This window comes from Klebsiella sp. K-Nf6, from assembly GCF_002806655.1.
Lineage (GTDB): Bacteria > Pseudomonadota > Gammaproteobacteria > Enterobacterales > Enterobacteriaceae > Klebsiella > Klebsiella variicola.
Genome location: NZ_PIBN01000021.1, coordinates 59,268 through 80,984, shown reverse-complemented (window position 1 = coordinate 80,984; position 21,717 = coordinate 59,268). Strand labels below are relative to the sequence as shown.

Here is a 21,717-nt window from a genome sequence, read left to right as displayed (position 1 = left end):
CGAATTATCCGGCGTTGGCCTGGATGATACCGTCGATCAGTTTATTGACCGGCTCAAGCGCGATTTCGCGGGCATTGCTCTCGTAGACCGGGGAGCTTCGCACCTGGCTGGCCAGCATTTCGCCATCGCGATCGGTGGTGTTGACTTCCACCAGCGTGGAGAGGCCGATGCGCAGCGGGTGTTCCGCCAGCTGTTTTTCATCCAGCTCGATGCGGACTGGCAGGCGCTGTACCACTTTGATCCAGTTACCGGTGGCGTTCTGCGCCGGCAGCAGGGAGAAGGCGCTGCCGGTACCCATATCCAGGCCGACCACTTTGCCGGTGTATTTCACGTCATCGCCATAGATGTCGCTGATCACGGTGGCCGGCTGGCCGATGCGCATGTGCGCCAGCTGGGTCTCTTTAAAGTTGGCGTCGATCCACAGGTTGGTCGCCGGGACCACCGCCATCAGCGGCGTGGTGGTGCCAATCTGCGCCCCAGGCTGTACCGAGCGACGGGAAACGTAGCCGCTAATCGGGCTGACGATTTGCGTACGCTGCAGGGCCAGCCAGGCGTTACGCACTTCGGTGGCCGCCTGCAGCACCGCCGGCTGCTGTTCCAGTTTGGTGCCCAGCACGATCGCCTGGTTGGCGTTGTATTGCTGGATTGCCACGTCGAGTTCGGCCTGCGCGCTGGCGACGGTATCGCGAGCGTGCTGCAGCTCTTCGCGGCCGATCAGGTTCGCGGCGCCCAGCGGAATGCGGCGATTCAGGTCAGCCTGCGCCTGGGCGAGGGCGGTCTTTTTGACGTCAATGTTCGCCTGCAATTGCTTGCTGTTGATCATCTGCTGGCGGGTCTGACGGACGCTGGCGGCCAGCTGCGTTTTGGCTTTCTCAAACGCCTGCTGGGCATCGGTCTGATCGAGCGTCACCAGCGGATCGCCTTTCTGCACGTAGTCCGTGTTGTCCGCCCAGACTTTGGTCACGCTGCCCGAGACCTGGGCCATAATTTGTACCTGGTTCCCTGCCACGTAGGCATCGTCGGTCTCTTCGTAGTGACGCAGTACCAGAAACCAGTAAATCCCATATGCCACGGCAATAATAATGAAGAGCAATGTCAGCAACAGGAGTGCGCCTTTGCGCTTTCCTTTTTTGCTGCCTGGTTGCTGCGGGGTTTGGCTCTCCGCATTTGCGCTCATGTTATTCTCCACGATCTTATTATTTCACATCGGCTGAGCCGACCTGTTTATCAGAAAGGCCAGCAGAGATCTGCTGGCCTGGCTGTTTTCCTTGCAACGTAAAAATGGGTTGAGCGACGCCGCCCTTAGCGTAGAGAGTCCGCCAGCACGCCTTCTTCTTCCATCTGGTCAAGGCGGCTCAGGAGTTTGCGGGTGATATGTTCGAGCTGATCTTTTTCGCTGGTGCTAAGTGAAGACCACAGCTGATGCAGGCAGTTATGCTGCGGTGGCAGGACTTCACGCAAAAACTGATGGCCCTTTTCGGTCAGCTGCAGATGCAGACAGCGGCGATCGTTATCGCTCTCGCGGCGTTCAATCCAGCCGCGTTTTTCCAGTTCATCAGCGATACGGGTGGCGTTGGTACGCGACGAGCCCAGCGCGCAGCTTAGCTCGGACGGCTGAATGCTGTGGTTTTCCTGCGACTCCAGCGTAATCAGCGCCATAAATAATGTCTCGTTAATTCCCTGCGCTTTGAGCATTTTATTGCGGTTTTCCAGCAGCTTACCTTGCATGTGCATGCAAAGACGAGTTAACAGGATCTCCTGGAACGGGAAATCTTCATGGCGGCTGGCGCGGAATTTGAGCATTTGCTCAATGGGAGTAAACGAACTATCCATTTGGGTATGACCTCATTAATTACAGCCGATATAATAACTATTGTGACAAATAAATCAAATGAATTATTGACTAAAATTGATACGTAAAGCTTAGAGTCCGCTGGTGATTTTCCATGCCAGACCATAGGCAAATGCCGACAGCAGCGTCGGGACAATAATGCTGCGGGTTTTCCAGAAGGCGGCACCCAGCACCAGGAAACCGATCAGCGTCGGCGCCAGACGATGGGCATCGGCGAGGATCTCCGGCACGCTGGAGACCACCAGCAGCGCGCAAATCGAGGCGATGCCAATGGTATCCAGCAGCACGCTGACCGGGCCACGGCGGGCAGGCCGGGCATGGCCCGCGCGCAGACGCAGGGGAAGATAGCGAAACAGATAATTCACGCTGCCGACTATCACCCCGAGCAGAAGGACTTCACTGTTCATCCGGCATCCCCTTAAGCATGGCCTGGACCAGCGCTGTGAGACACCCGCAGACAATCCCGGCGAGGATGGCCGCCGGAATGGAAAATAACAGAATGCCACCCAGCGCGCCCGCCAGGGCTGCCGTGACGCAGAGTGACTGCTGGCGCTGGAATGAGGCCAGCAGGAAGCTCATAAACAGCGCCGGCAGCATAAAACCGAGCGCGGCTTCCACCGCGGGATAATCCACCAGCAGGCCGTTGCCGGACCAGGCGCCGGCCAGCGTGCCGCACACCCACGACGCCCACGAGGTAAAAGCGAGACCGAGCATCCAGTTTTCACTCCAGCGGCGGTTATCGCGGACCAGCCTGGCGGTGGCCGCGGCGAAAACCTCATCGGTCAGGCCGAAGGCCCAGAGGGCGGTTTTCTTTTTATCCAGCGTCGAGCGAATGCGGCTGCGCAATGAGGGGCCATACAGCACATGACGGACATCCATCGCCATCACCGTCAGGGCCGCAACCCACAGTGAACTGCCGGCGGCCAGCATGGCGGTGATCACAAACTGGCTGGCGCCGGCGTAAATAATGCAGGAGAAAAACAGGCTTTCCAGCGGGGTGAATCCCAGCCGGGTGGCGTTCAGTCCGAAGGCGAAAGCCACCGGCAGGTAGCTGATAACGATGGGGAGACTGTCTTTGATGCCTTCGCCGACGGTGGCGACACGTTCAGGTAAGGCACAGGTTAAGGGCGCGGGGTTTTCCATATGAATAACTTATCGCTGGATCCATGTGAAGGTGACAAATTGACCGATGGGTCCACCTTAACAGAGCGCGACGCGCCTTAACACTATGGAAATTCCTGGAATCCGCTTTTCCATACTCTGTGCTGCGAGCAAGGAGGGAAAGGGAGCCCGGATAAGACGGAGCGCCTTATCCGGGAGGCAGGGTTACTGCTGCGCGGCGAGCGCCGCTTTCACCCAGCTGTCGAACAGCGGCTGGTGGGCTTTGATCCAGCCATCGACATGACCGTTAATGTCGGCTTCGGAAGCATGGCCTTCGTGCATCATCGCATTCTCGGCGTTGATGTCGGCGATCGGCAGCTTCATGACACTAAACAGGGTGGCGGCGGCCGGATTTTTCTCGGCCCAGGCTTTGTTGGCGACGATGTGCATCGTGTTCACCGGGAAGCCATAGTTGGCGCCGTTGGCCAGTTTGGTGTCGATGTTTTTCTGCTCGCCCGGCAGGGAGGAGAACGGCACCTGCAGCCAGACGACGTCTTTGCCAGGTTTCAGCACGTCGCTGACCCAGTACGGCGTCCAGGTGTAGTAGAGCACCGGTTTACCCTCTTTATAGCGGGCGATGGTGTCAGCCATCATCGCCGCGTAGTTGCCCTGGTTATGGGTGACGGTTTTGCTCAGGCCATAGGCGTCAATCTGGTGGTTAATCACCGCTTCGCAGCCCCAGCCTGGTGTACAGCCGGTGAGATCCGCTTTACCGTCGTTATTGGTATCAAACAGTTTGGCGATCTGCGGATCTTTAAGCTGATCGATGGAGGTGATGTGGTACTGCTCGGCGGTTTTTTTGTCGATCAGATAGCCCTGGGCGGCGCCTGAGACATACACCCCTTTACGATAGAATTTGTTATCACCGCCCGCCGCGGCGTACATGTCATCGTGCAGCGGCTGCCAGTTGGTGGCGATAAAGGTGGTATCGCCGGCGGCAATGGAGGTGTAGGCGACGTTATAGTCCACTTCGCTGGGTTTCTCAACGGTGTAGCCTAGCTTCTCCAGTGCGCGGCTGACCAGCAGGGTCTGGAAGGTCTCTTCCGAAATGGTGCTCTGGGCAGGCTTCACGGTAATCCCTTTGCCCGGCAGGTCGGCGGCGAAGGTGCTGGTGGCGATCAGGGTGGCAAAGGCGGCGGTGGCCATCATCGTGCGATGTCGCATGGTGGTTCCTCTTATTGTTTAATGGGGGAGGCCGGCCCCCCGGCATCGGCTGTTGCCGGGGGGCAGCGCGGTTATCGACAGAAAGGGCGAGTGATAAGCCCCAGTGGGCCGGTGGTGTACCAGCGGCGGTTGCCGCGACTGCGGGCGTCGCGACCGACGGCCTGGGTGAGGCGGTCAAGAATAATCGCGAGGATCACGATCCCCACGCCGCCGACGGTAGCCAGACCCATATCCAGGCGGCCAATGCCGCGCAGCACCATCTGGCCGAGACCGCCGACGGCGATCATCGAAGCGATCACCACCATCGACAGGGCCAGCATCAGCGTCTGGTTTACCCCGGCCATGATGGTGGGCATCGCCAGCGGTAGCTGAACCTTAAACAACAGCTGGCGCGGGCTGGCGCCAAACGAGCGCGACGCTTCGATCAGATCCGCGGGCACCTGGTTTATCCCGAGAATGGTCAGGCGGACGATCGGCGGCAGGGCAAAAATAATCGTCACTACCACGCCGGGCACGTTGCCGATGCCGAACAGCATCACGATCGGCACCAGATAGACGAACGCCGGTGTGGTCTGCATGGCATCGAGCAGTGGGCGGATAATTTTAGCCGCCCGCGGACTGCGCGCCAGCCAGATCCCCAGCGGCAGGCCGATAACCATGCAGAACAGCAGGGCGGTGAGGACCAGCGCCAGGGTGACCATTGCCTGCGACCAGGCACCGATGGCGCCGATGGCAATCAGCGAAACCAGGGTGGCGACCCCCATGCCGAGGCTGGAGATCTGCCAGGCGATCAGCGCGAAGATAATTATCGCCACCGGCGCCGGCATCCCCAACAGCAGCTGCTGGAAGGCGCTGAGGATATAGTCGATCGGCACGCGGATCCCCTGGAACAGCGGGCGGAAGTGCAGCACGATCCAGTCGATGGCGTGGGTGACCCAGCTGTCGAGTGGGATCAGCGTCTTATGGAACGGGTCCATGATATTGAACTGTTCCGGCTGCGGCGCGGGCGCGCTGTGCAGCCAGTCGGCGCCGCCACCGTTGGCCGGCGCGGCAGTGGCGGTTCCACCCCAGGCATCGGCAGCCTGCGTGGCGCTGTCGGTTGCCGGGGCGCTGTTCCACGGATTGGTTTGATCAGCCATGATTCACCCCCTCGCGATCTAAAGCCTGGAGCAACATTCGTTTGGAAATGATGCCAATGTATTGTTGTTCTTCATCCACCACCGGGACGGCGCACGGGGCGTGGCCGACATGGGAGAGCAGATCGCTGAGCGGCGTTTGCGCCTCCACCGCCAGCGGGGCGTCAATCAGCGCCGTCTCGATCCCCTCGCCGGCGCTAAGCGCCGTCTTCAGAGAATCGATTGAGACAATCCCGACAAAGCGATTTCCGCGTTCGATGACATAGCCATATTCCCGGTCTTCATCCTGTAATAATTTCAGCGCCGAACGGGGGCCAAAACCTGGGGTTTTACGAATCAATCCGACCGGGCTGCGACGGGCAATATCTTTGGCGCTAAAGACCTGGCTAATATCCACGCCGCGGAAGAAGGTGCGCACATAATCATTGGCCGGATTATTCAGTATTTCATCCGGAGTACCGACCTGGACCACTTCGCCATTTTGCATAATGGCAATGCGATCGCCAATTCGCATGGCTTCATCAAGGTCATGAGAAATAAAGACAATAGTGCGTTGATGCTTAGCCTGTAATTTGATGAGCTCATCCTGCATTTCGGTGCGAATGAGCGGGTCGAGCGCGGAGAAGGCTTCATCCATTAACAGAATATCGGGATTGATGGCCAGGGCGCGGGCTAAACCGACGCGCTGACGCATCCCGCCGGAGAGTTCATCCGGCCAGGCATGGGCATAATTCTCCAGCCCCACCTGACGCAGCGCCTCCCGGGCTTTTTGCTCTCGTTCGGCGGTCGGGACGCCGGCAAGCGCCATACCAAACGCCGTGTTGTCGAGCACGCTCATGTGTGGCATAAGCGCAAAGGACTGAAAAACCATCGCAATTTTCTTGCGACGCACCTCGCGCAGCTCGGCGTCCGACATTTTGGCGATATCGACTCCGTCAATCAGCACCTGGCCGCGGGTGGGTTCAATCAGGCGATTGAGAAGGCGAACCATGGTGGATTTCCCCGAGCCGGAGAGCCCCATGATGACGAATATCTCGCCTTCTTCAATGGCCAGACTGGCGTCTTTGACGCCAAGCGACAGCCCCGTTTTTTCCAGTATTTGCGCTTTGTTGAGTCCTTTCTCAATATATTTGAAAGCCCGGTTAGGGTGCTCGCCAAATATCTTATAAAGATTTTTAATTTCTAATTTAATTGCCATGCAATAGAGAAGTTCCTGTTATTTGTTTATTGCGATACGATACCCAATGGTGATAATGATCTTTTTACACCCTAACATACTCAGATTCTGTGACAACCCTCAATAGTAAACTCTCGGCAAAATGGCGTGAGGGGCATGGTGGCGCAGCCCCCGTGATATAAGGGCTGAGTGGTAATTTGTTGCAGGTAATATTTTTTGATTATCTCTGGATAATTCGACTGGAATGGGTGGGTTTTCTGCTAAATATGACGGAGTGATGACGGTTATGCCATGGAGAGAATATTTGGCAGATGAACCCACTTTTCTGCGAAATAGATCACCAGGAATCAGCACACCATATTCCTGGTGAAAGCAGGGTTAAAAATCCCAGTCGTCGTCGGCGGTCTCTTCCGTTTTACCTATCACGTACGAGGAGCCGGAGCCGGAGAAAAAGTCGTGGTTTTCATCGGCGTTAGGTGACAGCGCGGCGAGGATCGCCGGGTTAACCGCCGCCATCTCCGCCGGGAACAGCGCTTCATAGCCGAGGTTCATCAGCGCTTTGTTGGCGTTGTAGCCCAGGAAAGCGCTGACGTCGTCAAACCAGCCGCTCTCGCCGTACAGTTCCCGGCTGTAGGCCAGCTCGTTGTCGTAAAGATCCATCAGCAGATCGAGGGCGAAATTTTTCAATTCTTCGCGCTTTCCGGGGCTGACGATCTCCAGTCCTTTCTGATACTTGTAGCCAATGTAATAGCCATGTACCGCTTCATCGCGAATGATCAGACGGATCAGATCCGCGGTATTGGTCAGTTTTCCCCGGCTGGAGAAGTGCATTGGCAGCCAGAAGCCGGAATAGAAGAGAAAGGATTCGAGGAACACGCTGGCGATTTTTTTCTTCAGCGGCTCGTCGGCCTGATAGTAGCCCAGCATCAGCTGCGCTTTACGTTGCAGGGGTTCGCAGCTTTCACTCCATGCGAAGGCGGCATCCACCTCTTTGCTGTGGCACAGCGTGGAAAAAATGGAGCTGTAAGAGCGGGCATGAACCGCTTCCATAAAGCTGATGTTCGACAGTACCGCCTCCTCATGCGGGGTCAGGGCGTCCGCCATCAGCGCCGGGGCGCCGACGGTGTTCTGAATGGTGTCGAGCAGCGTCAGCCCGGTGAAGACGCGAATGGTCAACTGCTGCTCCGCCGCGCTGAGGGTTTGCCAGGCGGGAATGTCGTTCGATAGCGGCACTTTCTCCGGCAGCCAGAAGTTGCTGGTGAGACGATTCCAGACCTCAAGATCTTTGTCGTCATCAATGCGGTTCCAGTTGATAGCGCTGATGCGCGTTAAATGAGTCATCCTGTTCTCCTTACAGTGCGCAGGACACGCAGCCTTCAATTTCAGTGCCTTCCAGCGCCAGCTGGCGCAGACGGATGTAGTAGAGGGTCTTAATGCCTTTCTTCCAGGCGTAGATTTGCGCCTTGTTGATATCGCGAGTGGTGGCGGTATCCGGGAAGAACAACGTCAACGACAGCCCCTGATCGACGTGGCGCGTCGCCTCGGCGTAGGTATCAATGATCTTCTGGGGCCCTATCTCGTACGCATCCTGATAGAGGGCCAGATTGTCGTTATTCATAAACGGCGCGGGGTAGTACACCCGTCCGGTCTTCCCCTCTTTGCGGATCTCAATCTTCGAGACGATCGGATGAATGCTGGAGGTGGCATGGTTGATGTACGAGATCGACCCGGTGGGCGGCACCGCCTGCAGATAGCGGTTATAGATGCCATAGCGCATGACATCGTCGCGCAGCTGGCGCCAGCTTTCCCGGTCGGGCAGGGAGATACCGGCGCGGGCGAACAGTGCGCGCACCCGTTCGGTTTTCGGCTGCCACTCCTCCTGCAGATATTTGTCAAAGTACGCCCCGCTGGCGTAGCGCGACTGTTCGAAGCCGGCGAAGCGCTGGCCGCGCTCGCGGGCCAGCAGCATTGAGGTGTGCAGGGCATGCCAGGTCACGGTGTAGAAATAGATATTGGTGAAGTCCAGCCCCTCCGGACTGCCGTAGGCAATCCCTTCCCGCGCCAGGTAACCGTGAAGATTCATCTGACCCAGGCCGATGGCGTGGGAGGCCGCATTGCCGGCCGCCACCGAGGGAACCGACTGTATGTCGCTCATATCGGACACCGCGGTCAGGGCGCGCACCGCGGTGGCGATAGTGCGGGCAAAATCCGGCGAGTCCATGGTATGGGCGATGTTCAGCGAGCCGAGGTTACAGGAGATATCTTCTCCGGTATGGGCGTAACTGAGGTTCTCATCATAGGTGGATGGCGTACTGACCTGCAGAATTTCGGAACACAGATTGCTCATGGTGATCCGTCCGGCCACCGGATTGGCACGATTGACGGTATCTTCAAACATGATGTACGGATAGCCGGATTCAAACTGGATCTCCGCCAGGCGCTGGAACAGATCGCGAGCGCGGATCCAGCGCTTGCGGACCCGTTCATCGGCCACCAGCTGCGGATAGAGATCGCCGATGGCGCAGTCGGCGAAGGGTTTACCGTACAGCCGCTCGACGTCATATGGCGAGAACAGGGCCATCTGCGCGTCTTCTTTTGCCAGCTGGAAGGTGATATCGGGGATCACGACCCCCAGCGACAAGGTTTTGATGCGGATTTTCTCATCGGCATTCTCACGCCGGGTATCGAGGAAGCGCAAAATATCGGGATGGTGCGCATGCAGCCAGACCGCTCCCGCCCCCTGGCGGGCGCCAAGCTGGTTGGCATAGGAGAAGGCGTCCTCCAGCATCTTCATCACCGGCACCACCCCGGAGGACTGATTTTCGATGCGCTTGATCGGCGCCCCGGCCTCGCGCAGGTTGGAGAGTAAAAAGGCCACACCGCCGCCGCGCTTCGACAGCTGCAGCGCCGAGTTAACCGCCCGGCCGATGGACTCCATATTATCTTCAATGCGCAGCAGGAAGCAGGAGATCAGCTCCCCGCGCTGCTGTTTTCCGGCGTTGAGGAAGGTGGGGGTCGCGGGCTGGAAGCGGCCGCTGAGCATCTCTTCCATTAACTGCCGCGCCTGCTGGTCATCTCCCTGGGCCAGCGTCAGCGCCACCATTACGCAGCGATCGGCAAAATCCTCGAGGTAGTGCTTGCCGTCAAAGGTCTTCAGCGCGTAGCTGGTATAGAACTTCCAGGCGCCGAGGAAGGTCTGAAAGCGAAACGCGGCGCGCCGGGCATGGGCGAACAATGCCAGCACAAACGCGCGGTCATAGCCGGCCAGCACCAGCGGATCGTAATAGCCCTCGCGGACGAGCCAGGTGAGTTTATCGTCCTGGCTGGCAAAGGTGAGGGTCTTGGGCCGGACCTGGGCGGTCATAAAGGCCTCCACCGCCTGGCGATCTTTCTCAAACGGGATGCGGCCCTCGCTGTCGTACAAATTCAGCATCGCGTTGAGGGCGTGAAAATCCGCCGCGGCGGTTATACGTTCTGCGGTTGTCGTTGCCAAAATTCGCTGACTCCTTTACGCACGTTGTCGATATCGTCGGGGGTTCCCATCAGCTCGAAGCGGTAGAGATAGGGCACAGCGCATTTTTGCGCGATGACATCCCCGGCACGCCCCCAGGCGTCGCCAAAGTTGCGATTGCCAGCGGCAATCACCCCGCGGATCAGCTGGCGGTTATGCACGTCGTTTAAAAAGCGGATCGCCTGACGCGGTACCGCGCCGGCCGTACCGCCGCCGCCATAGCTGGGAACGATGAGAATATAGGGTTCGTCTACCTGCAGATGTTCACGCTCGTTCAGCGGAATGCGCACCGCCGGCAGCCCCAGGCGCTGCACAAAGCGATGGGTATTCTCCGAACGACTGGAGAAGTAGACGATGAGGCTCATGCGCTGGCCGCCGTGACGGAGGGGCGCAGGCGATTGATCATATCCGGGCGGAAGCCGCTCCAGCGCAGGTCACCAGCGATCACCACTGGCAACTGGCGAAATCCCTGCTCGCGCAGGGTGTCGGCGGCATCCGGCTGCTGGTCGACGTTCACCATTTCAAAGGCCAGTCCCCGGCTTTCCATGGCTCGCCGTGTGGCATGGCACTGCACGCAGTCATTTCGAGTGTAAATAATAATGCGCATGATTCGTATTTCCATTTAAGATAACAGCACGGCGCTAAACGCAGCGTCGAACGTTGTGGGTCATTCGATAAGGAAATACTAGATGTAGTTATTTAAAAGTTCAACCACTCAATATATAGCGTTTTTAGTCAGAAGATCCCCCGCCAGGACAATTCGGCGGAGGAGGGGGAAGGCTGTGCGGAACTACAGACGCATGGCGACGGCGAGACGGTTAAAGGCGTTCATCAGGCTGATGGCTAAGGTCAGATCGCTTATCTGACGCGGGGTAAAATGTTCGCGCAGCGGCAGGTAAACGTCATCTTCCGCATGGCTGACGGCAATGTCGGTGACCGACTCGGCCCACGCCAGCGCTGCGCGTTCGGCAGGTGTGAAGTGAGCGCTTACCCGCCAGCCCGCCAGGGCATCCAGTTTGCTTTGTGCCATACCGCCTTTGCGCAGCGCCTGGCTGTGCTTCTCAAGGCAGAAGGCGCAGCCGTTGATCTGCGAGACGCGTAAATAAACTAGCTCCACCAGGGCGCTGCCCAGTTCGCTTTTCTCCAGCGCGATGCTGGCCTGTACCAGCCCTTTATAGACTTCCGGGCTCAGTTCACTGAATGGCTGACGTAATTGGCTCATGGTGTTCTCCTCTCTAAGACGGCAGCCAAAATAGCACTATAATGGACTGCAAAAGATAGCCATATTGTGATGAAAAAAGCAGACCATAATGGAAGCGACCCACCTCCCTCTCTATCAGCGTATTGCCCGCCAGCTGAAATCGGCGATTGAACGTGGCGAACTGACCCCGGGTAGCCGTCTGCCCGCCAGCCGGGTGTTTGCTCAGGAGCAGGGTGTCTCCCGGGCGACTATCGAAAACGCCTGGGGCGAACTGGTCGCCCAGGGGTGGCTCGAGCGGCGTGGGCAGGCGGGGACCTTTGTCAGCGAGCGGCTCAGTCCGCGCCAGTTGGCACCGGTAACGCCAGCGCAATTAGCCGCCTCGACGGACCCGTTGCCCTTTCAGATGGGGCTGCCGGCGCTGGATCTCTTTCCGCGCGGGCTGTGGGCGCGAGTGATGGGGCGTCGGCTGCGGACGCAGTCGCGGTTCGACCTTGCTCCTGGCGATCCTGGCGGCGACCCGCTTCTGCGCCAGGCGATCGTGGACTATCTGCGCCTGTCGCGCAGTATTGACTGCCAGCCGGAGCAGGTGCTGATTACCGGCAACTATACTACCTCCATGGATCTTATCCTGCGTACGCTGGCGCAGCCGGGACAGCATATGTGGATGGAGGATCCGGGGTATCCCTTTATCCGCCCGGTCGTTGAGGCCAGGCAGCTGGTGGTGGATGCGATCCCGGTGGACGACGAAGGAATGAATGTTGGCTGGGGCCTGCGCCATCATCCTCAAGCGCGGTTTGCCCTGCTCACCCCGGCGCACCAGAGTCCGCTGGGGGTCGCGCTGTCGCTTCCCCGGCGTCGCCAACTGCTGGCGTGGGCGGCAGCGCGCGACGCATGGATTATTGAGGACGATTACGATAGCGAGTTTCGCTATCACGGCAAACCGCTGCCGCCAGTGAAAAGCCTCGATGCGCCGCAGCGGGTTATCTACGCGGGCACTTTCAGTAAGTCGATGTTTCCGGCGCTGCGCACCGCCTGGCTGGTGGTGCCGACCCCGCTGGTGGCGCGTTTTCATCAGACGGCGGAGCGCCAGCCCTGCACCGTTCCTACTCTGTGGCAGCAGACGCTGGCGGATTTTATCCAGCAGGGACATTTCTGGCGTCATCTGAAAAAAATGCGCGCCAGCTATAGCCAGCGCCGACAGTGGCTGGAGTCGGCCCTGCAGGCGCAGGGCTTTCGGGTCACGCCGCAGCAGGGCGGCATTCAGCTGGTCATGCCGGTCAGCGGCAACGATCGCCTGTTGGCCCGGCAGGCGGTTGAGGCCGGGCTGGCGGTGCAGGCGCTGAGCGACTGGCGTCTTCGTCATGCAGGCGAGGGGGGATTACTGATGAGTTTTACCAATATTCGCTCAGCGGCGATGGCCGACGAACTGGCCCGGCGGCTCAGAGAGGCGATCGCGAACGATGGCGCATAAAAAACCCCTGCGGCCAGAGGCGCGCAGGGGCTGACGCGTATTTGTTATCTTCATTAGATTCCGTGAAGCTCGCGGGCTTCCGCTCGCCAGGCGCGCGCGGAAGCTGACGCTGTCTCTATTATCGACGTAAATTGAGCAATACGCCAATAAATACCCCGACGGCGGCGGCGGCGCCGACGCTGTGCCACGGTTTATTGCGCACGTAGGTATCGGCGCAGCCCAGCGCATCACAGGCTGCCTGACGGGCATCCAACGCCGCCTGCTGCACCCGGTTGTGACCGTTGAGGCGGGCACGGGTCTCTTTCAGCAGCGACTGTGCTTTAACGCGCGCCGCTTCCGCTTCCTCTTTCGCGTCACTGCCCCACGATTTCAGCACCTCTTCCAGCGTATCCGCTAATTGACTGACATCGTTATGGATATCCTCAGCATTCTCGTCAAAATTGTTGCGGTTCACATGGTTAGCCATCGTTATCTCCCTTAATTCCATCGAGTGAGTAAGTGTAGGACAAGATTTTGAATTATGCTTACTGCTGTGGTTTCTGGAATTTTCCGAAAGCACTGCGCTTAACGAATAAGGTAAGGTCAATGTGCGGTAAAAGATAACGAGGAATCAGTATGTATTTAAGACCCGATGAGGTGGCGCGTGTTCTTGAAAAAGCCGGCTTCACCATGGATGTTGTGACGCAAAAAGCGTACGGCTATCGCCGAGGCGATAATTATGTTTATGTGAACCGCGAAGCGCGCATGGGGCGGACAGCGTTAATTATTCATCCAGCGCTAAAAGAGCGTAGCAATATGTTGGCCGAACCGGCCTCAGATATCAAAACCTGCGACCATTATGAACAATTTCCGCTGTATTTAGCCGGAGATGCGCAGCAGCATTATGGTATTCCGCATGGATTTAGCTCACGGATGGCGCTTGAGCGTTTTCTGAATGGACTATTTGGCGAAGCCCAGCCGGCGATGTCGACAAATTAATACGGTGGTTGAGGACCGGGGCGGAGCAGGCTGACGAGAGAGCGACTGGCAGGGCCAGTCGCTGGAAGGGCGTCGGTCAGGCTTTCGCCTGCTGGTAAGGGGCCACGCGGAACAGGCGGCGGCAATAGTCGAGGAAGTAACCGTAAGCGGCGCCCATCATCATCGATACTGCCAGGTTTGAGCTCACCGCAGCGACAATCTGGTGCCAGTCTGCACCCACACTCCACAAAATCGCGACATACACTGGCGACTGAAAAGTGACGTAGGCCAGCACGTCGGCCATATTTTTCATCCAGCCGGCCGGGCTAATGCGCCGGGCCTGACGCATCGCAAAGTCGCGATAAAAACCATAGGGCACGGCAATAATAATGTTGACCGGGATTGCCACCAGGCGCGACGATAACGACTGCTCAAACGTCATACCAGAGAGAAAAATTTCGATCATCATGTTGACGACGGTGCAGTAAACCACCATCGCAAAGGTGTCTGCAACCGCATGCCGCAAGCGGGAGTGCGCAGAGAACATCGGAGTGCTCCTCGAAAATGAAGTCAATAACGCCGAAAAATGCGCGTTGGTATAGCGTTTTTGGGTTGCCTGTTTTGATGTGCGTAGAGTATATCTCTGCATTAAAAGTGGCAACTAGCTATAAATTTTTATTTATTGCCTTTTTGTCGATAAAATACTCTGCAATGGTTCATTTTCTGTCCGTTACGCTACTTTTATTCCCATTTCTAATAAAATTATTATTTTTCAGTTGCTTATGGTTTGTTTTTCTATCGTCTCTGGTCAGCGAGTTGACGCCTGACTGCCCGCTGTGGCGCAAAATCACGTTAGACTGTGACTGATGTCGTGTTTAGAATTTTTTATGCCATTAGTCGCATTTTTGTGGTGTAAAACTCTGAATCGCTGTGTGTCGTTTTATTCTGAATACCTGATTAACTATTCAGTGTGCCGTGAGGGGTATATCGGCGCGGTCACTGATGAACAGAAGGTAAGTCGCTGACCATAAAGATAATATCCTCAATGAGATATATTTTATTGTGCGCTATTACGCTGTTTTTATTTATTCATTCTCTCTTTTGTGGGTATTGATGAAAAAGGCAAGGCACTTTGCCAATATAGCCCTGCGGATAACAACTAATTTCTACGTAATATATTTTTCTGGATAACCGAAGGCTGGAAATAAATAAGCGTTTCTATTACACTTGCCGCGTTGTATCTTTTAATTGGTTATCTGGGATTTCTTAATTTTATGTCTTTAATGTTACACAAACTGAATAATATCCGTTCACTCCGTGCCCTGTCCCGTGAATTCTCCATTGACGTGCTTGAAGAGATGCTGGAAAAGCTCAGGATCGTCACTGAAGAAAAACGTACGCAACAGCAGCTGGCGGCGCAGCAGCAGGCTGAATATCAGGAAAAAGTGAATACCTGGCTTGAGCTGATGCGCGCCGACGGTATTTCTCCTGACGACCTCGTGGCGGATATTCAGCCGCCGATGGCGGCAGGGAAAAAGCGGCAACCGCGCCCGGCGAAATATCGTTATACCGATCATACTGGCGCAGAAAAAACCTGGACCGGTCAGGGAAGAATGCCGAAGCCGATTGCTCAGGCGGTCGCTCAGGGGAAATCGCTGGACAGTTTTCTCATTTAAAGCCGATCCGGCCAGTGTCATGACGGTGGGGGGAGACCCACCGTTCAGTCTGGCCTTGTGAATCAGCGGGAGGGGGGCTTCAGCAGACGCCGAAGTCGCCTTCTTCCTGATAGGGCGTCACCTCGTCTGACTTCAGCGTATAGCGCTCACCCTGCTCTTGCGCGGCCTGAACCACCACCAGCTGTTCTCCCTGCACTTCAACCACTTTCAGTTTTGGCCCACCCGCACGCGGTTGTACCAGATCGTCGACAGAAAACATCATTCACTCCTCACGGTTAACATCCTGGATGAACCTCAACCATAGCTCAACGGCCGGCCACTGAACACCGGCTGTGTTGTTTTTTGTTAAAACAATTTGGTGGTATATGTATTAGTGTTGTTAATGTTTTGCTGGCGCCAAACCGCTGCTGACAAGGGGGACGGCGAAGGTAGGGTTACCACCGAGTTGGTCAGGAAAGACATTATGAAGTATATCATTCTATTAATTATTGTTATTGCTGTGCTGTACGTCCATTACCGCGGGCGGGTGCGCTATCGTTTCTGGCGACAGCTCTCCGATCATTCAACATTTACTGCTCCGCTGAATGGATTTATGTATTTATTTTCCCGCGTGCCGAATACGCCATATCTGCGCCCGGAGATGTTTCCCGAGCTGGCGATATTGCAGCAGAACTGGCAAGTTATTCGCGACGAAGGGATCCACCTGCAGCAGCTGGAGCAGATTAAAGCGGCCGATAAATATAACGATGCCGGATTTAACTCATTTTTTAAAACCGGCTGGAAACGCTTTTATCTGAAATGGTATGAGGATGCCCATCCCTCCGCCAGCCAGCTCTGTCCATACACCACCGCGCTGCTGCGCGATATCCCATCGGTGAAAGCGGCCATGTTCGCCACCCTGCCGGACGGCAGCCGTCTGCCGCGCCACCGCGATCCCTACGCTGGTTCGCTGCGCTTTCATCTCGGCCTGGCGACGCCGAACGATGACCGCTGCTTTATCGAGGTGGATGGCCAGCGCTACAGCTGGCGCGATGGGGAAGGGGTGCTGTTTGATGAGACCTATATTCACTATGCGGAAAATACCAGCGGTGAGAATCGGCTGATTCTGTTCTGTGATATTGAACGGCCGATGCGCTACCGCTGGGCGCAGCAGGTGAACCACTGGCTGGGACGTCATCTGATGAGCGCCGCCTCGGCGCCCAACGATACCGGCGATCGCATTGGCGGGATTAACCGGGCGTTTCGCTATATCTACCAGATACGTATTGTCGGCAAGCGGCTGAAAAAATGGAATAAGACGGTCTATTACATCGTTAAATGGCTGCTCTTCGGCGGCATTGCCTGGCTTATCTGGAGTGCGTTTTAACCCTCCTGACGCCGGTTCCAGGGCATGATCGCCAGCAGGCGCGCCATGCCGCAAAAGCCGGTCACCCCGGCGAAGGTGAGCCCGGCGCCGACCGCGCCGCTGAGCAGAAAGAAGCCGCTGCTCACGGTATAGCCCAGCAGTACACCGAGTAAAATCAGGACGCCAGCGGCAATTTGTACCTGGCGCATCAGCGGCAGCGGCTGGGATTTATCCTCCTCAACCGGGAACCCTGCTGCCCTCCAGCCCTGAATCCCCCCGGCCAGCAGGCTTGCCTGCGCCGGTGCGGCGGCGGCGGCCAGGCGAATCGCGTTATTTTGCGTCCGGGAACCCGCCTGGCAGTGAAAAATGACCGTCTCTCCGGCCCGGGCATTGAGGGTCGCACCGTTGGTCAGGCTGGCGAGCGGCACCAGCTCGGCATCGGGAATATGTTCGCGCGCGTATTCATCCGCATCACGGATATCAATCAGTCTGGCGCCCTGGGCAATCAGCGCCCGGGCTTCGGCAGGGGTTAAGGTGGCGATAGTCATAGGATCCTCACGGGCAATAGAGCGTTTTCAGCGTGTTGATCACCTGCTGTACCGCAGGGTGGGTGATGAAATAGTGGATACGCTGGGCATCGCGCTCGCTGTCGATCAGCCCCTCGTCACGCATCCGCGCGAGGTGCTGCGAGGTCGCGGAAGGACTCAGGCCGGTGGCGCGGGCCAGTTCACCGGCGCTGGCGCGCGGCGCATCGCACAGCATGCACAGGATCAGCAATCGGTGAGGATTGCTCATGGCTTTCATCAGCGCGGCGGCTTCTCCGGCGCGGGCCTGCAGGTCTTCAGGTGTGGTCATGTATTTTAGCTTTCTCTAAATTTAGATAACTCTAAAATAAAAACATCGCCTGCGCCAGCGCTATTTATTTATTCGTGACTCAGGCCGGAACGGCGAGCTGGGCAATCTGCGCCCGGGCGCTGGCGATCCCTGCGTCGCGACCATGCGGACGATTATCCAGCCCTTCGGCATAGATAAATTCCACTTCGCCGATCCCCATCAGCCCCAGTACCGCGCGCAGATAAGGCGTGATGGCATCGGTGGTCTCTCCCTGGTGAATACCGCCGCGGCTGCTGACGACCACCGCCCGAACACCCTCGACCAGCCCTTGCGGCCAGCTGTCGGTGTAGCGAAAGGTTTCCCGCGCCCGCGCCACGAGGTCGAACCATTTTTTCAGATCGGTCGGGACGTTGAGGTTATACATCGGCGCGCCGATCACCAGCAGATCGCTGGCTTTTAACTCGGCGATAAGCTGGTCGGAGAGCGCAACCGCCGCGTGGATGGCCGGCTGCGGATCCACCGCCCCGCGCAGGGCGGCGAACAGGGGGTGATCCAGCGTTGGCAGCGCCATGGCGCTGAGATCGTGTTCCGTGAGCCGATCGCGGTGTCCCGCCGCCTGGCGCGCCGCGAGAAATTCGTTAATCAGCTGATTGGTCAGGGATGTTTCGCCATTAATGCTGGATTTTAACACCAGGACGTTTGCCATAAGGGATGCCTCAAGTGAAGGATGGAGGCAGAGACTAACACTGTCTTTTTTCTCTCTGGAGTGACATTATTTTCCTCTATTGTATCCCGTAAGGAACCAATCTGTGCGCGACGATCTGAACGCGATCCCGGTGTTTGTCACCGTGGTCGAGAGCGGTAACTTTGCCAGCGCGGCGACGATCCTCCACGTGACGCGTTCGGCGGTGGGTAAAACCATTGCCCGGCTGGAAGCGCGCCTCGGCGTGGCGTTATTCCAGCGCACCACCCGTCGGCAACTGCTGACGGAAGAGGGGGAGCAATTCTACCACCAGTGCCGGGAAGCGCTGGCGCGCATCCGCGAGGCCGAAGAGGCGATCCAGCGCGGGAAGGGCGAGGTGCAGGGGCGGCTGCGGATCTCGTTACCGGTGCTGTTTGGTCAGCGCTGCGTGGCACCGCTGCTGTTCCGCCTGAGCCAGCGCTATCCGTTACTGAAGCTCGAGCTCCACTACAGCGACCGGCAGGTCAATCTGCTGGAGGAGGGGGTTGATCTTGCGGTGCGTATCGGAAACCTGGCCGATACCGGGTCGCTGCGGGCGCGGGCGCTGGGGGAGCATGGCATGGTGCTGTGCGCGGCGGCGGATTACCTGCGACGCCAGCCGCCGCCGCAGACGATCGCCGGGCTGAGCGAGCACCGCACCCTCGGCTATCTGCACAACGGCCAACTGCAAAAATGGCAACTGTACGACCCGCAGCAGGGTGAAGTGCGCTTCAGTCCGGAAACGGGGCTGGTACAGGATGATTTTGCCGCCATCGCGGCGGCGGTGCAGCAGGGGATGGGCATCGCCTGGCTGCCGGACTGGCTGGTGGCCAAGGGGCTTGCCGATGGGGCGCTACAGCAGGTTCTGGCATCCAGTGCCTATGCGCGTTTCGCCATCCACGCGGTGTGGCCGGAGGGGCCGTGGCTGCCGCAAAAAACGCGGGTGGCGATCGATGCTCTGCGGGAAGGACTGCGCCTTGCTAAAAGCACACCGTCCAGCGGTTAAGGGTATCTTAAGGCGTTCGGGCGATAATGACAGAAAGATGACGACTGAGAGCTATCGCTATGAACGCCCTGGAAACCCTGAATCAATCTGTTTTTTTCGCGCTTAACGCGCAGCCTGGCGCCGCGGAGAGTCTGCTGTCGCTGGCGCGTATTTGTGCCAGCGGCATCGTGTTTATGATGCCGGCGATCGCGCTCGGTCTGTGGTTTCTCGGTGGGCGCGAGGGGCACCGCCAGGCGCTGTTTATGACCCTGGCCGTGGTCATTTCCCTCGGGCTGGGGATGGTGTGCGGGACGCTCTGGTTCCATCCGCGGCCGTTTATGATCCCCCTCGGCCATACCTGGATAAGCCATCCGGCGGATAATAGCTTCCCCAGCGATCACGGTACGGTGATGTTCAGCGCCGCGTTTGCGCTGCTGTCGCTGCGCCTGCGGGCGCTTGGCCTGCTGGTGCTGCTGGCTGCGCTGCCGGTGGCCTGGTCGCGCATCTATCTTGGGGTACATTTTCCGCTGGATATGGTGGGCGCGGCCCTGGTCTCCATCGGCGGGGTCATCGTGGCGAAGCGGGTCTGGCAGGCGGTCGGCCCACGGCTGGTGCTGCTGTGCGAGGCCATCAGCCGGCGGATGTTCTCCTGGCTGCCGGCGCGCTTTACGCCGTAGCCTCAGCGACGAGGCCGTCCCGCACGGGCGGCGCGGCGGTACAGCGTGCTGCGGGCGATACCCAGCATCTGTGCCGCCCGGCTGACGTTGCCGTTGACGCTGGCCAGGGTATCGACAATCAACTGCTCGTCATGGGCCTGCAATCCCCCGCGCGGCAGCGGCGCAGGCGCGGTGCGATACGCCTCCGGCAGTGCGTCGGGCGTCAGCGTGTCGCCCTCATCGGCCAGAGCCAGCATCACCTTCAGGACGCTCTGCAGCTGGCGCACGTTTCCCGGCCACGGCAGCTGGCTGAGGTGGACCAGCAGTGCATTTGAAAGCGTCACCCGGCGTGAAACACCGCCCAGATCGCGCCACAGCGCGGCGATAAAGGTTTCCAGCATCGGCCACTCGCGCAGCGGGGGCAGCGCCAGGGCGTACTCCCGCAGGCGCCACAGCAGATCTTCACGGAATTCGCCGGCGCTGACCCGTTGCGTCAGATTGCGGTGGGTGGCGCAGATCAAGGCGAAGTTCACCGGCACGCTGCGGCTGGCGCCCAGCGGGGCCACCTCTTTCTCCTGCAACACCCGCAGGAGCCGCGTCTGCAGCGCCAGCGGCATATCGCCGATCTCATCAAGAAACAGTACCCCGCCCTCGGCCTCGCGGATTTTACCGATATAGCCGTTTTTGCTGGCGCCGGTAAACGCCCCCGGCTGGTAGCCGAAGAGTTCAGATTCGATCAGCGATTCCGGGATGGCCGCGCAGTTGATGGCGACAAATTTGCCGCTGCGCCAGCGGCTGTGCTGATGCAGCGTGCGGCTAACATACTCTTTGCCGCTGCCGGTTTCCCCCTCAATGCAGAGCGCAATGCCGGCGTTGAGCAGCCGCAGCAGCTTTTCGCCTTCGCGCGGACTGGTGAAGGGGAGATGCATGGCCGGCGGGGCGCTTACCGCGACCCGGCGGCGGGTGGGCTCCCGCAGGCGATAGTGATAGCGGCCCTGCGGGGTGGTCAGCGGCAGCGGGACGCTGACCGCCGTTTGCGCCAGCGTCGGAAAAAGCGACGCAAAGGTAAGCTGGCCAAACTGCGCCGCGTTCAGGCCGAACTCGCGCATCGCCAGCCGGTTGCCGGCGGTGAGGACGTTGTCAGAGAAGACCAGCAGCAGCTCCTCGACGCTGTCGAGCTTGTCCACCTGCTGGTGCAGGCTCATCAGCCACTGTTCCGGATGCAGGCTCTGTTTCACCCACAGATATTCAATCTGCTTTGCCGCCGCCTTCACCCAGCCGAAGGTGTGCTGGTGGGGAAAATCCGCCGGGCCGGAAATATCCAGCACGCCGGCAATGCTTCCGTCCGGCCGCTGGAGCGGCATCGCCGCACAGTACAGATTCTGGTTGCGGGTGAGAAAGTGCTGGCGGCCATCGATTTCGCAGCCATCGTCAATGACCAGCGCAGTGCCAATGGCATTGGTCCCGCGCCCGCTTTCGCTCCACAGGTTACCGGGGGCCAGCGCGACGCGCTGAGCCTTCAGCATCGCCTGAGTATCGCCGACGGTGTGCAACACCAGGCCGCTGGGGTCGGAGAGGATCACCACCGACTGCAGGTCCGCCACCTGGCGCGACAGCGCCTCCACCATCGGCTGCGCCAGCTGCTGCAGGCTGCGGTGGCTGGCGAGCCGGTCCGCCAGTTCCCCGGCGCGCAGACGGGGAAAATCCTCGGTAGCGGGATCCAGACCATAGCGCTGGCAGCGAGACCACGAATCGCTGAGCAGGGGGTTAGCGTTAACCTCTGGTGCGAGAAGATAGGGATTGCCTGGCACAGGGCACCTCAGGGTCGATGTTGCTGTGTTGCAATATTGTAGCTATTTGGTTTATTTGG

At 58.5% G+C, this 21,717-nt stretch carries 24 protein-coding genes and 1 pseudogene; 6 read left to right on the top strand and 19 right to left on the bottom strand.

The window, feature by feature from the left end:
• Nucleotides 1-4 precede the first annotated feature (4 nt).
• The 12 genes from emrA to CWM61_RS25425 form a co-directional block, all read right to left on the bottom strand.
• On the bottom strand, nt 5-1,177 hold the full coding sequence (gene emrA, locus CWM61_RS25480; protein WP_061153581.1) for a multidrug efflux MFS transporter periplasmic adaptor subunit EmrA: 1,173 nt from the start codon (nt 1,175-1,177) through the stop codon (nt 5-7).
• Between the two features lie 125 nt (nt 1,178-1,302).
• A complete protein-coding gene (gene mprA, locus CWM61_RS25475; RefSeq protein ID WP_002914337.1) occupies nt 1,303-1,833 on the bottom strand; it encodes a transcriptional repressor MprA in 531 nt (176 codons plus the stop codon).
• Nucleotides 1,834-1,923: 90 nt separating this feature from the next.
• Complete coding sequence (ygaH, locus tag CWM61_RS25470; RefSeq protein ID WP_100632156.1) at nt 1,924-2,259, bottom strand: L-valine transporter subunit YgaH; 336 nt, start codon at nt 2,257-2,259, stop codon at nt 1,924-1,926.
• Nucleotides 2,249-2,995, bottom strand: a complete 747-nt coding sequence (locus CWM61_RS25465; protein WP_074387788.1) for an AzlC family ABC transporter permease — start codon at nt 2,993-2,995, stop codon at nt 2,249-2,251. The genes ygaH and CWM61_RS25465 overlap by 11 nt, the downstream gene beginning before the upstream one ends.
• Before the next feature lie 183 nt (nt 2,996-3,178).
• Nucleotides 3,179-4,177, bottom strand: coding sequence for a glycine betaine/L-proline ABC transporter substrate-binding protein ProX (proX, locus tag CWM61_RS25460; protein WP_008806141.1), 999 nt, complete (start codon nt 4,175-4,177; stop codon nt 3,179-3,181).
• A gap of 71 nt (nt 4,178-4,248) precedes the next feature.
• A complete protein-coding gene (gene proW / locus CWM61_RS25455) occupies nt 4,249-5,316 on the bottom strand; it encodes a glycine betaine/L-proline ABC transporter permease ProW (RefSeq protein WP_100632155.1) in 1,068 nt (355 codons plus the stop codon).
• Nucleotides 5,309-6,511: a glycine betaine/L-proline ABC transporter ATP-binding protein ProV gene (gene proV / locus CWM61_RS25450; RefSeq protein ID WP_100632154.1), complete on the bottom strand. Its 1,203-nt coding sequence runs from the start codon at nt 6,509-6,511 to the stop codon at nt 5,309-5,311. The genes proW and proV overlap by 8 nt, the downstream gene beginning before the upstream one ends.
• Before the next feature lie 357 nt (nt 6,512-6,868).
• On the bottom strand, nt 6,869-7,831 hold the full coding sequence (gene nrdF, locus CWM61_RS25445; protein WP_074387792.1) for a class 1b ribonucleoside-diphosphate reductase subunit beta: 963 nt from the start codon (nt 7,829-7,831) through the stop codon (nt 6,869-6,871).
• Nucleotides 7,832-7,841: 10 nt separating this feature from the next.
• Entirely contained in the window at nt 7,842-9,983 is a 2,142-nt protein-coding gene (gene nrdE, locus CWM61_RS25440) for a class 1b ribonucleoside-diphosphate reductase subunit alpha (RefSeq protein WP_074387793.1), read from the bottom strand.
• Nucleotides 9,956-10,366: a class Ib ribonucleoside-diphosphate reductase assembly flavoprotein NrdI gene (gene nrdI / locus CWM61_RS25435; RefSeq protein WP_100632153.1), complete on the bottom strand. Its 411-nt coding sequence runs from the start codon at nt 10,364-10,366 to the stop codon at nt 9,956-9,958. Before nrdI ends, nrdE begins: the two co-directional genes overlap by 28 nt.
• The gene (nrdH, locus tag CWM61_RS25430; protein WP_061153588.1) at nt 10,363-10,608 is read right to left on the bottom strand and encodes a glutaredoxin-like protein NrdH; all 246 of its coding nucleotides are present in this window, start codon (nt 10,606-10,608) and stop codon (nt 10,363-10,365) included. The genes nrdI and nrdH overlap by 4 nt, the downstream gene beginning before the upstream one ends.
• Nucleotides 10,609-10,791: 183 nt before the next feature.
• Nucleotides 10,792-11,223: a carboxymuconolactone decarboxylase family protein gene (locus tag CWM61_RS25425; protein WP_080897708.1), complete on the bottom strand. Its 432-nt coding sequence runs from the start codon at nt 11,221-11,223 to the stop codon at nt 10,792-10,794.
• An 88-nt stretch (nt 11,224-11,311) separates the two neighbouring features.
• Here CWM61_RS25425 and CWM61_RS25420 point away from each other — a divergent pair, with 88 nt between their 5' ends.
• Nucleotides 11,312-12,673, top strand: a complete 1,362-nt coding sequence (locus CWM61_RS25420; RefSeq protein ID WP_074387796.1) for a PLP-dependent aminotransferase family protein — start codon at nt 11,312-11,314, stop codon at nt 12,671-12,673.
• 118 nt (nt 12,674-12,791) lie between these two features.
• On the opposite strand, the gene CWM61_RS25415 is transcribed toward CWM61_RS25420, so the two are convergent.
• Entirely contained in the window at nt 12,792-13,139 is a 348-nt protein-coding gene (locus CWM61_RS25415) for a DUF883 domain-containing protein (protein ID WP_002914293.1), read from the bottom strand.
• A gap of 149 nt (nt 13,140-13,288) precedes the next feature.
• Between CWM61_RS25415 and CWM61_RS25410 the strand changes: the two genes are divergently transcribed.
• Nucleotides 13,289-13,651 (top strand): DUF2002 family protein, encoded by a 363-nt coding sequence (locus CWM61_RS25410; protein ID WP_008806132.1) that lies wholly within the window; start codon nt 13,289-13,291, stop codon nt 13,649-13,651.
• Between the two features lie 76 nt (nt 13,652-13,727).
• On the opposite strand, the gene alaE is transcribed toward CWM61_RS25410, so the two are convergent.
• Nucleotides 13,728-14,177: an L-alanine exporter AlaE gene (gene alaE / locus CWM61_RS25405; RefSeq protein WP_008806131.1), complete on the bottom strand. Its 450-nt coding sequence runs from the start codon at nt 14,175-14,177 to the stop codon at nt 13,728-13,730.
• A gap of 727 nt (nt 14,178-14,904) precedes the next feature.
• Here alaE and stpA point away from each other — a divergent pair.
• The gene (gene stpA, locus CWM61_RS25395; protein ID WP_074387825.1) at nt 14,905-15,306 is read left to right on the top strand and encodes a DNA-binding protein StpA; all 402 of its coding nucleotides are present in this window, start codon (nt 14,905-14,907) and stop codon (nt 15,304-15,306) included.
• 79 nt (nt 15,307-15,385) lie between these two features.
• Here stpA and CWM61_RS25390 read toward each other — a convergent pair whose 3' ends face one another.
• Nucleotides 15,386-15,565 carry a hypothetical protein gene (locus CWM61_RS25390; protein WP_061153592.1) on the bottom strand — a complete coding sequence of 60 codons (180 nt, stop codon included), beginning with the start codon at nt 15,563-15,565 and terminating at the stop codon, nt 15,386-15,388.
• A 204-nt stretch (nt 15,566-15,769) separates the two neighbouring features.
• On the opposite strand from CWM61_RS25390, the gene lpxO reads away from it, so the two are divergent.
• Nucleotides 15,770-16,672, top strand: coding sequence for a lipid A hydroxylase LpxO (gene lpxO, locus CWM61_RS25385; RefSeq protein ID WP_074387797.1), 903 nt, complete (start codon nt 15,770-15,772; stop codon nt 16,670-16,672).
• On the opposite strand, the pseudogene CWM61_RS25380 reads toward lpxO, so the two are convergent.
• The 3 genes and pseudogenes from CWM61_RS25380 to CWM61_RS25370 form a co-directional block, all read right to left on the bottom strand.
• Nucleotides 16,653-17,199 (bottom strand): annotated as a pseudogene (locus CWM61_RS25380) (rhodanese family protein). The gene lpxO and the pseudogene CWM61_RS25380 sit on opposite strands and share 20 nt — an antisense overlap.
• Nucleotides 17,200-17,206: 7 nt before the next feature.
• Nucleotides 17,207-17,506: an ArsR/SmtB family transcription factor gene (locus tag CWM61_RS25375; protein WP_002914277.1), complete on the bottom strand. Its 300-nt coding sequence runs from the start codon at nt 17,504-17,506 to the stop codon at nt 17,207-17,209.
• 79 nt (nt 17,507-17,585) lie between these two features.
• On the bottom strand, nt 17,586-18,191 hold the full coding sequence (locus tag CWM61_RS25370; RefSeq protein ID WP_074387799.1) for an FMN-dependent NADH-azoreductase: 606 nt from the start codon (nt 18,189-18,191) through the stop codon (nt 17,586-17,588).
• Nucleotides 18,192-18,294: 103 nt separating this feature from the next.
• Here CWM61_RS25370 and CWM61_RS25365 point away from each other — a divergent pair, with 103 nt between their 5' ends.
• The gene (locus tag CWM61_RS25365) at nt 18,295-19,212 is read left to right on the top strand and encodes a LysR family transcriptional regulator (protein ID WP_074387800.1); all 918 of its coding nucleotides are present in this window, start codon (nt 18,295-18,297) and stop codon (nt 19,210-19,212) included.
• 59 nt (nt 19,213-19,271) lie between these two features.
• A complete protein-coding gene (locus CWM61_RS25360; protein WP_100632152.1) occupies nt 19,272-19,868 on the top strand; it encodes an undecaprenyl-diphosphatase in 597 nt (198 codons plus the stop codon).
• 2 nt (nt 19,869-19,870) lie between these two features.
• Here CWM61_RS25360 and CWM61_RS25355 read toward each other — a convergent pair whose 3' ends face one another.
• On the bottom strand, nt 19,871-21,658 hold the full coding sequence (locus CWM61_RS25355; protein ID WP_100632151.1) for a sigma-54-dependent Fis family transcriptional regulator: 1,788 nt from the start codon (nt 21,656-21,658) through the stop codon (nt 19,871-19,873).
• Nucleotides 21,659-21,717 lie beyond the last annotated feature (59 nt).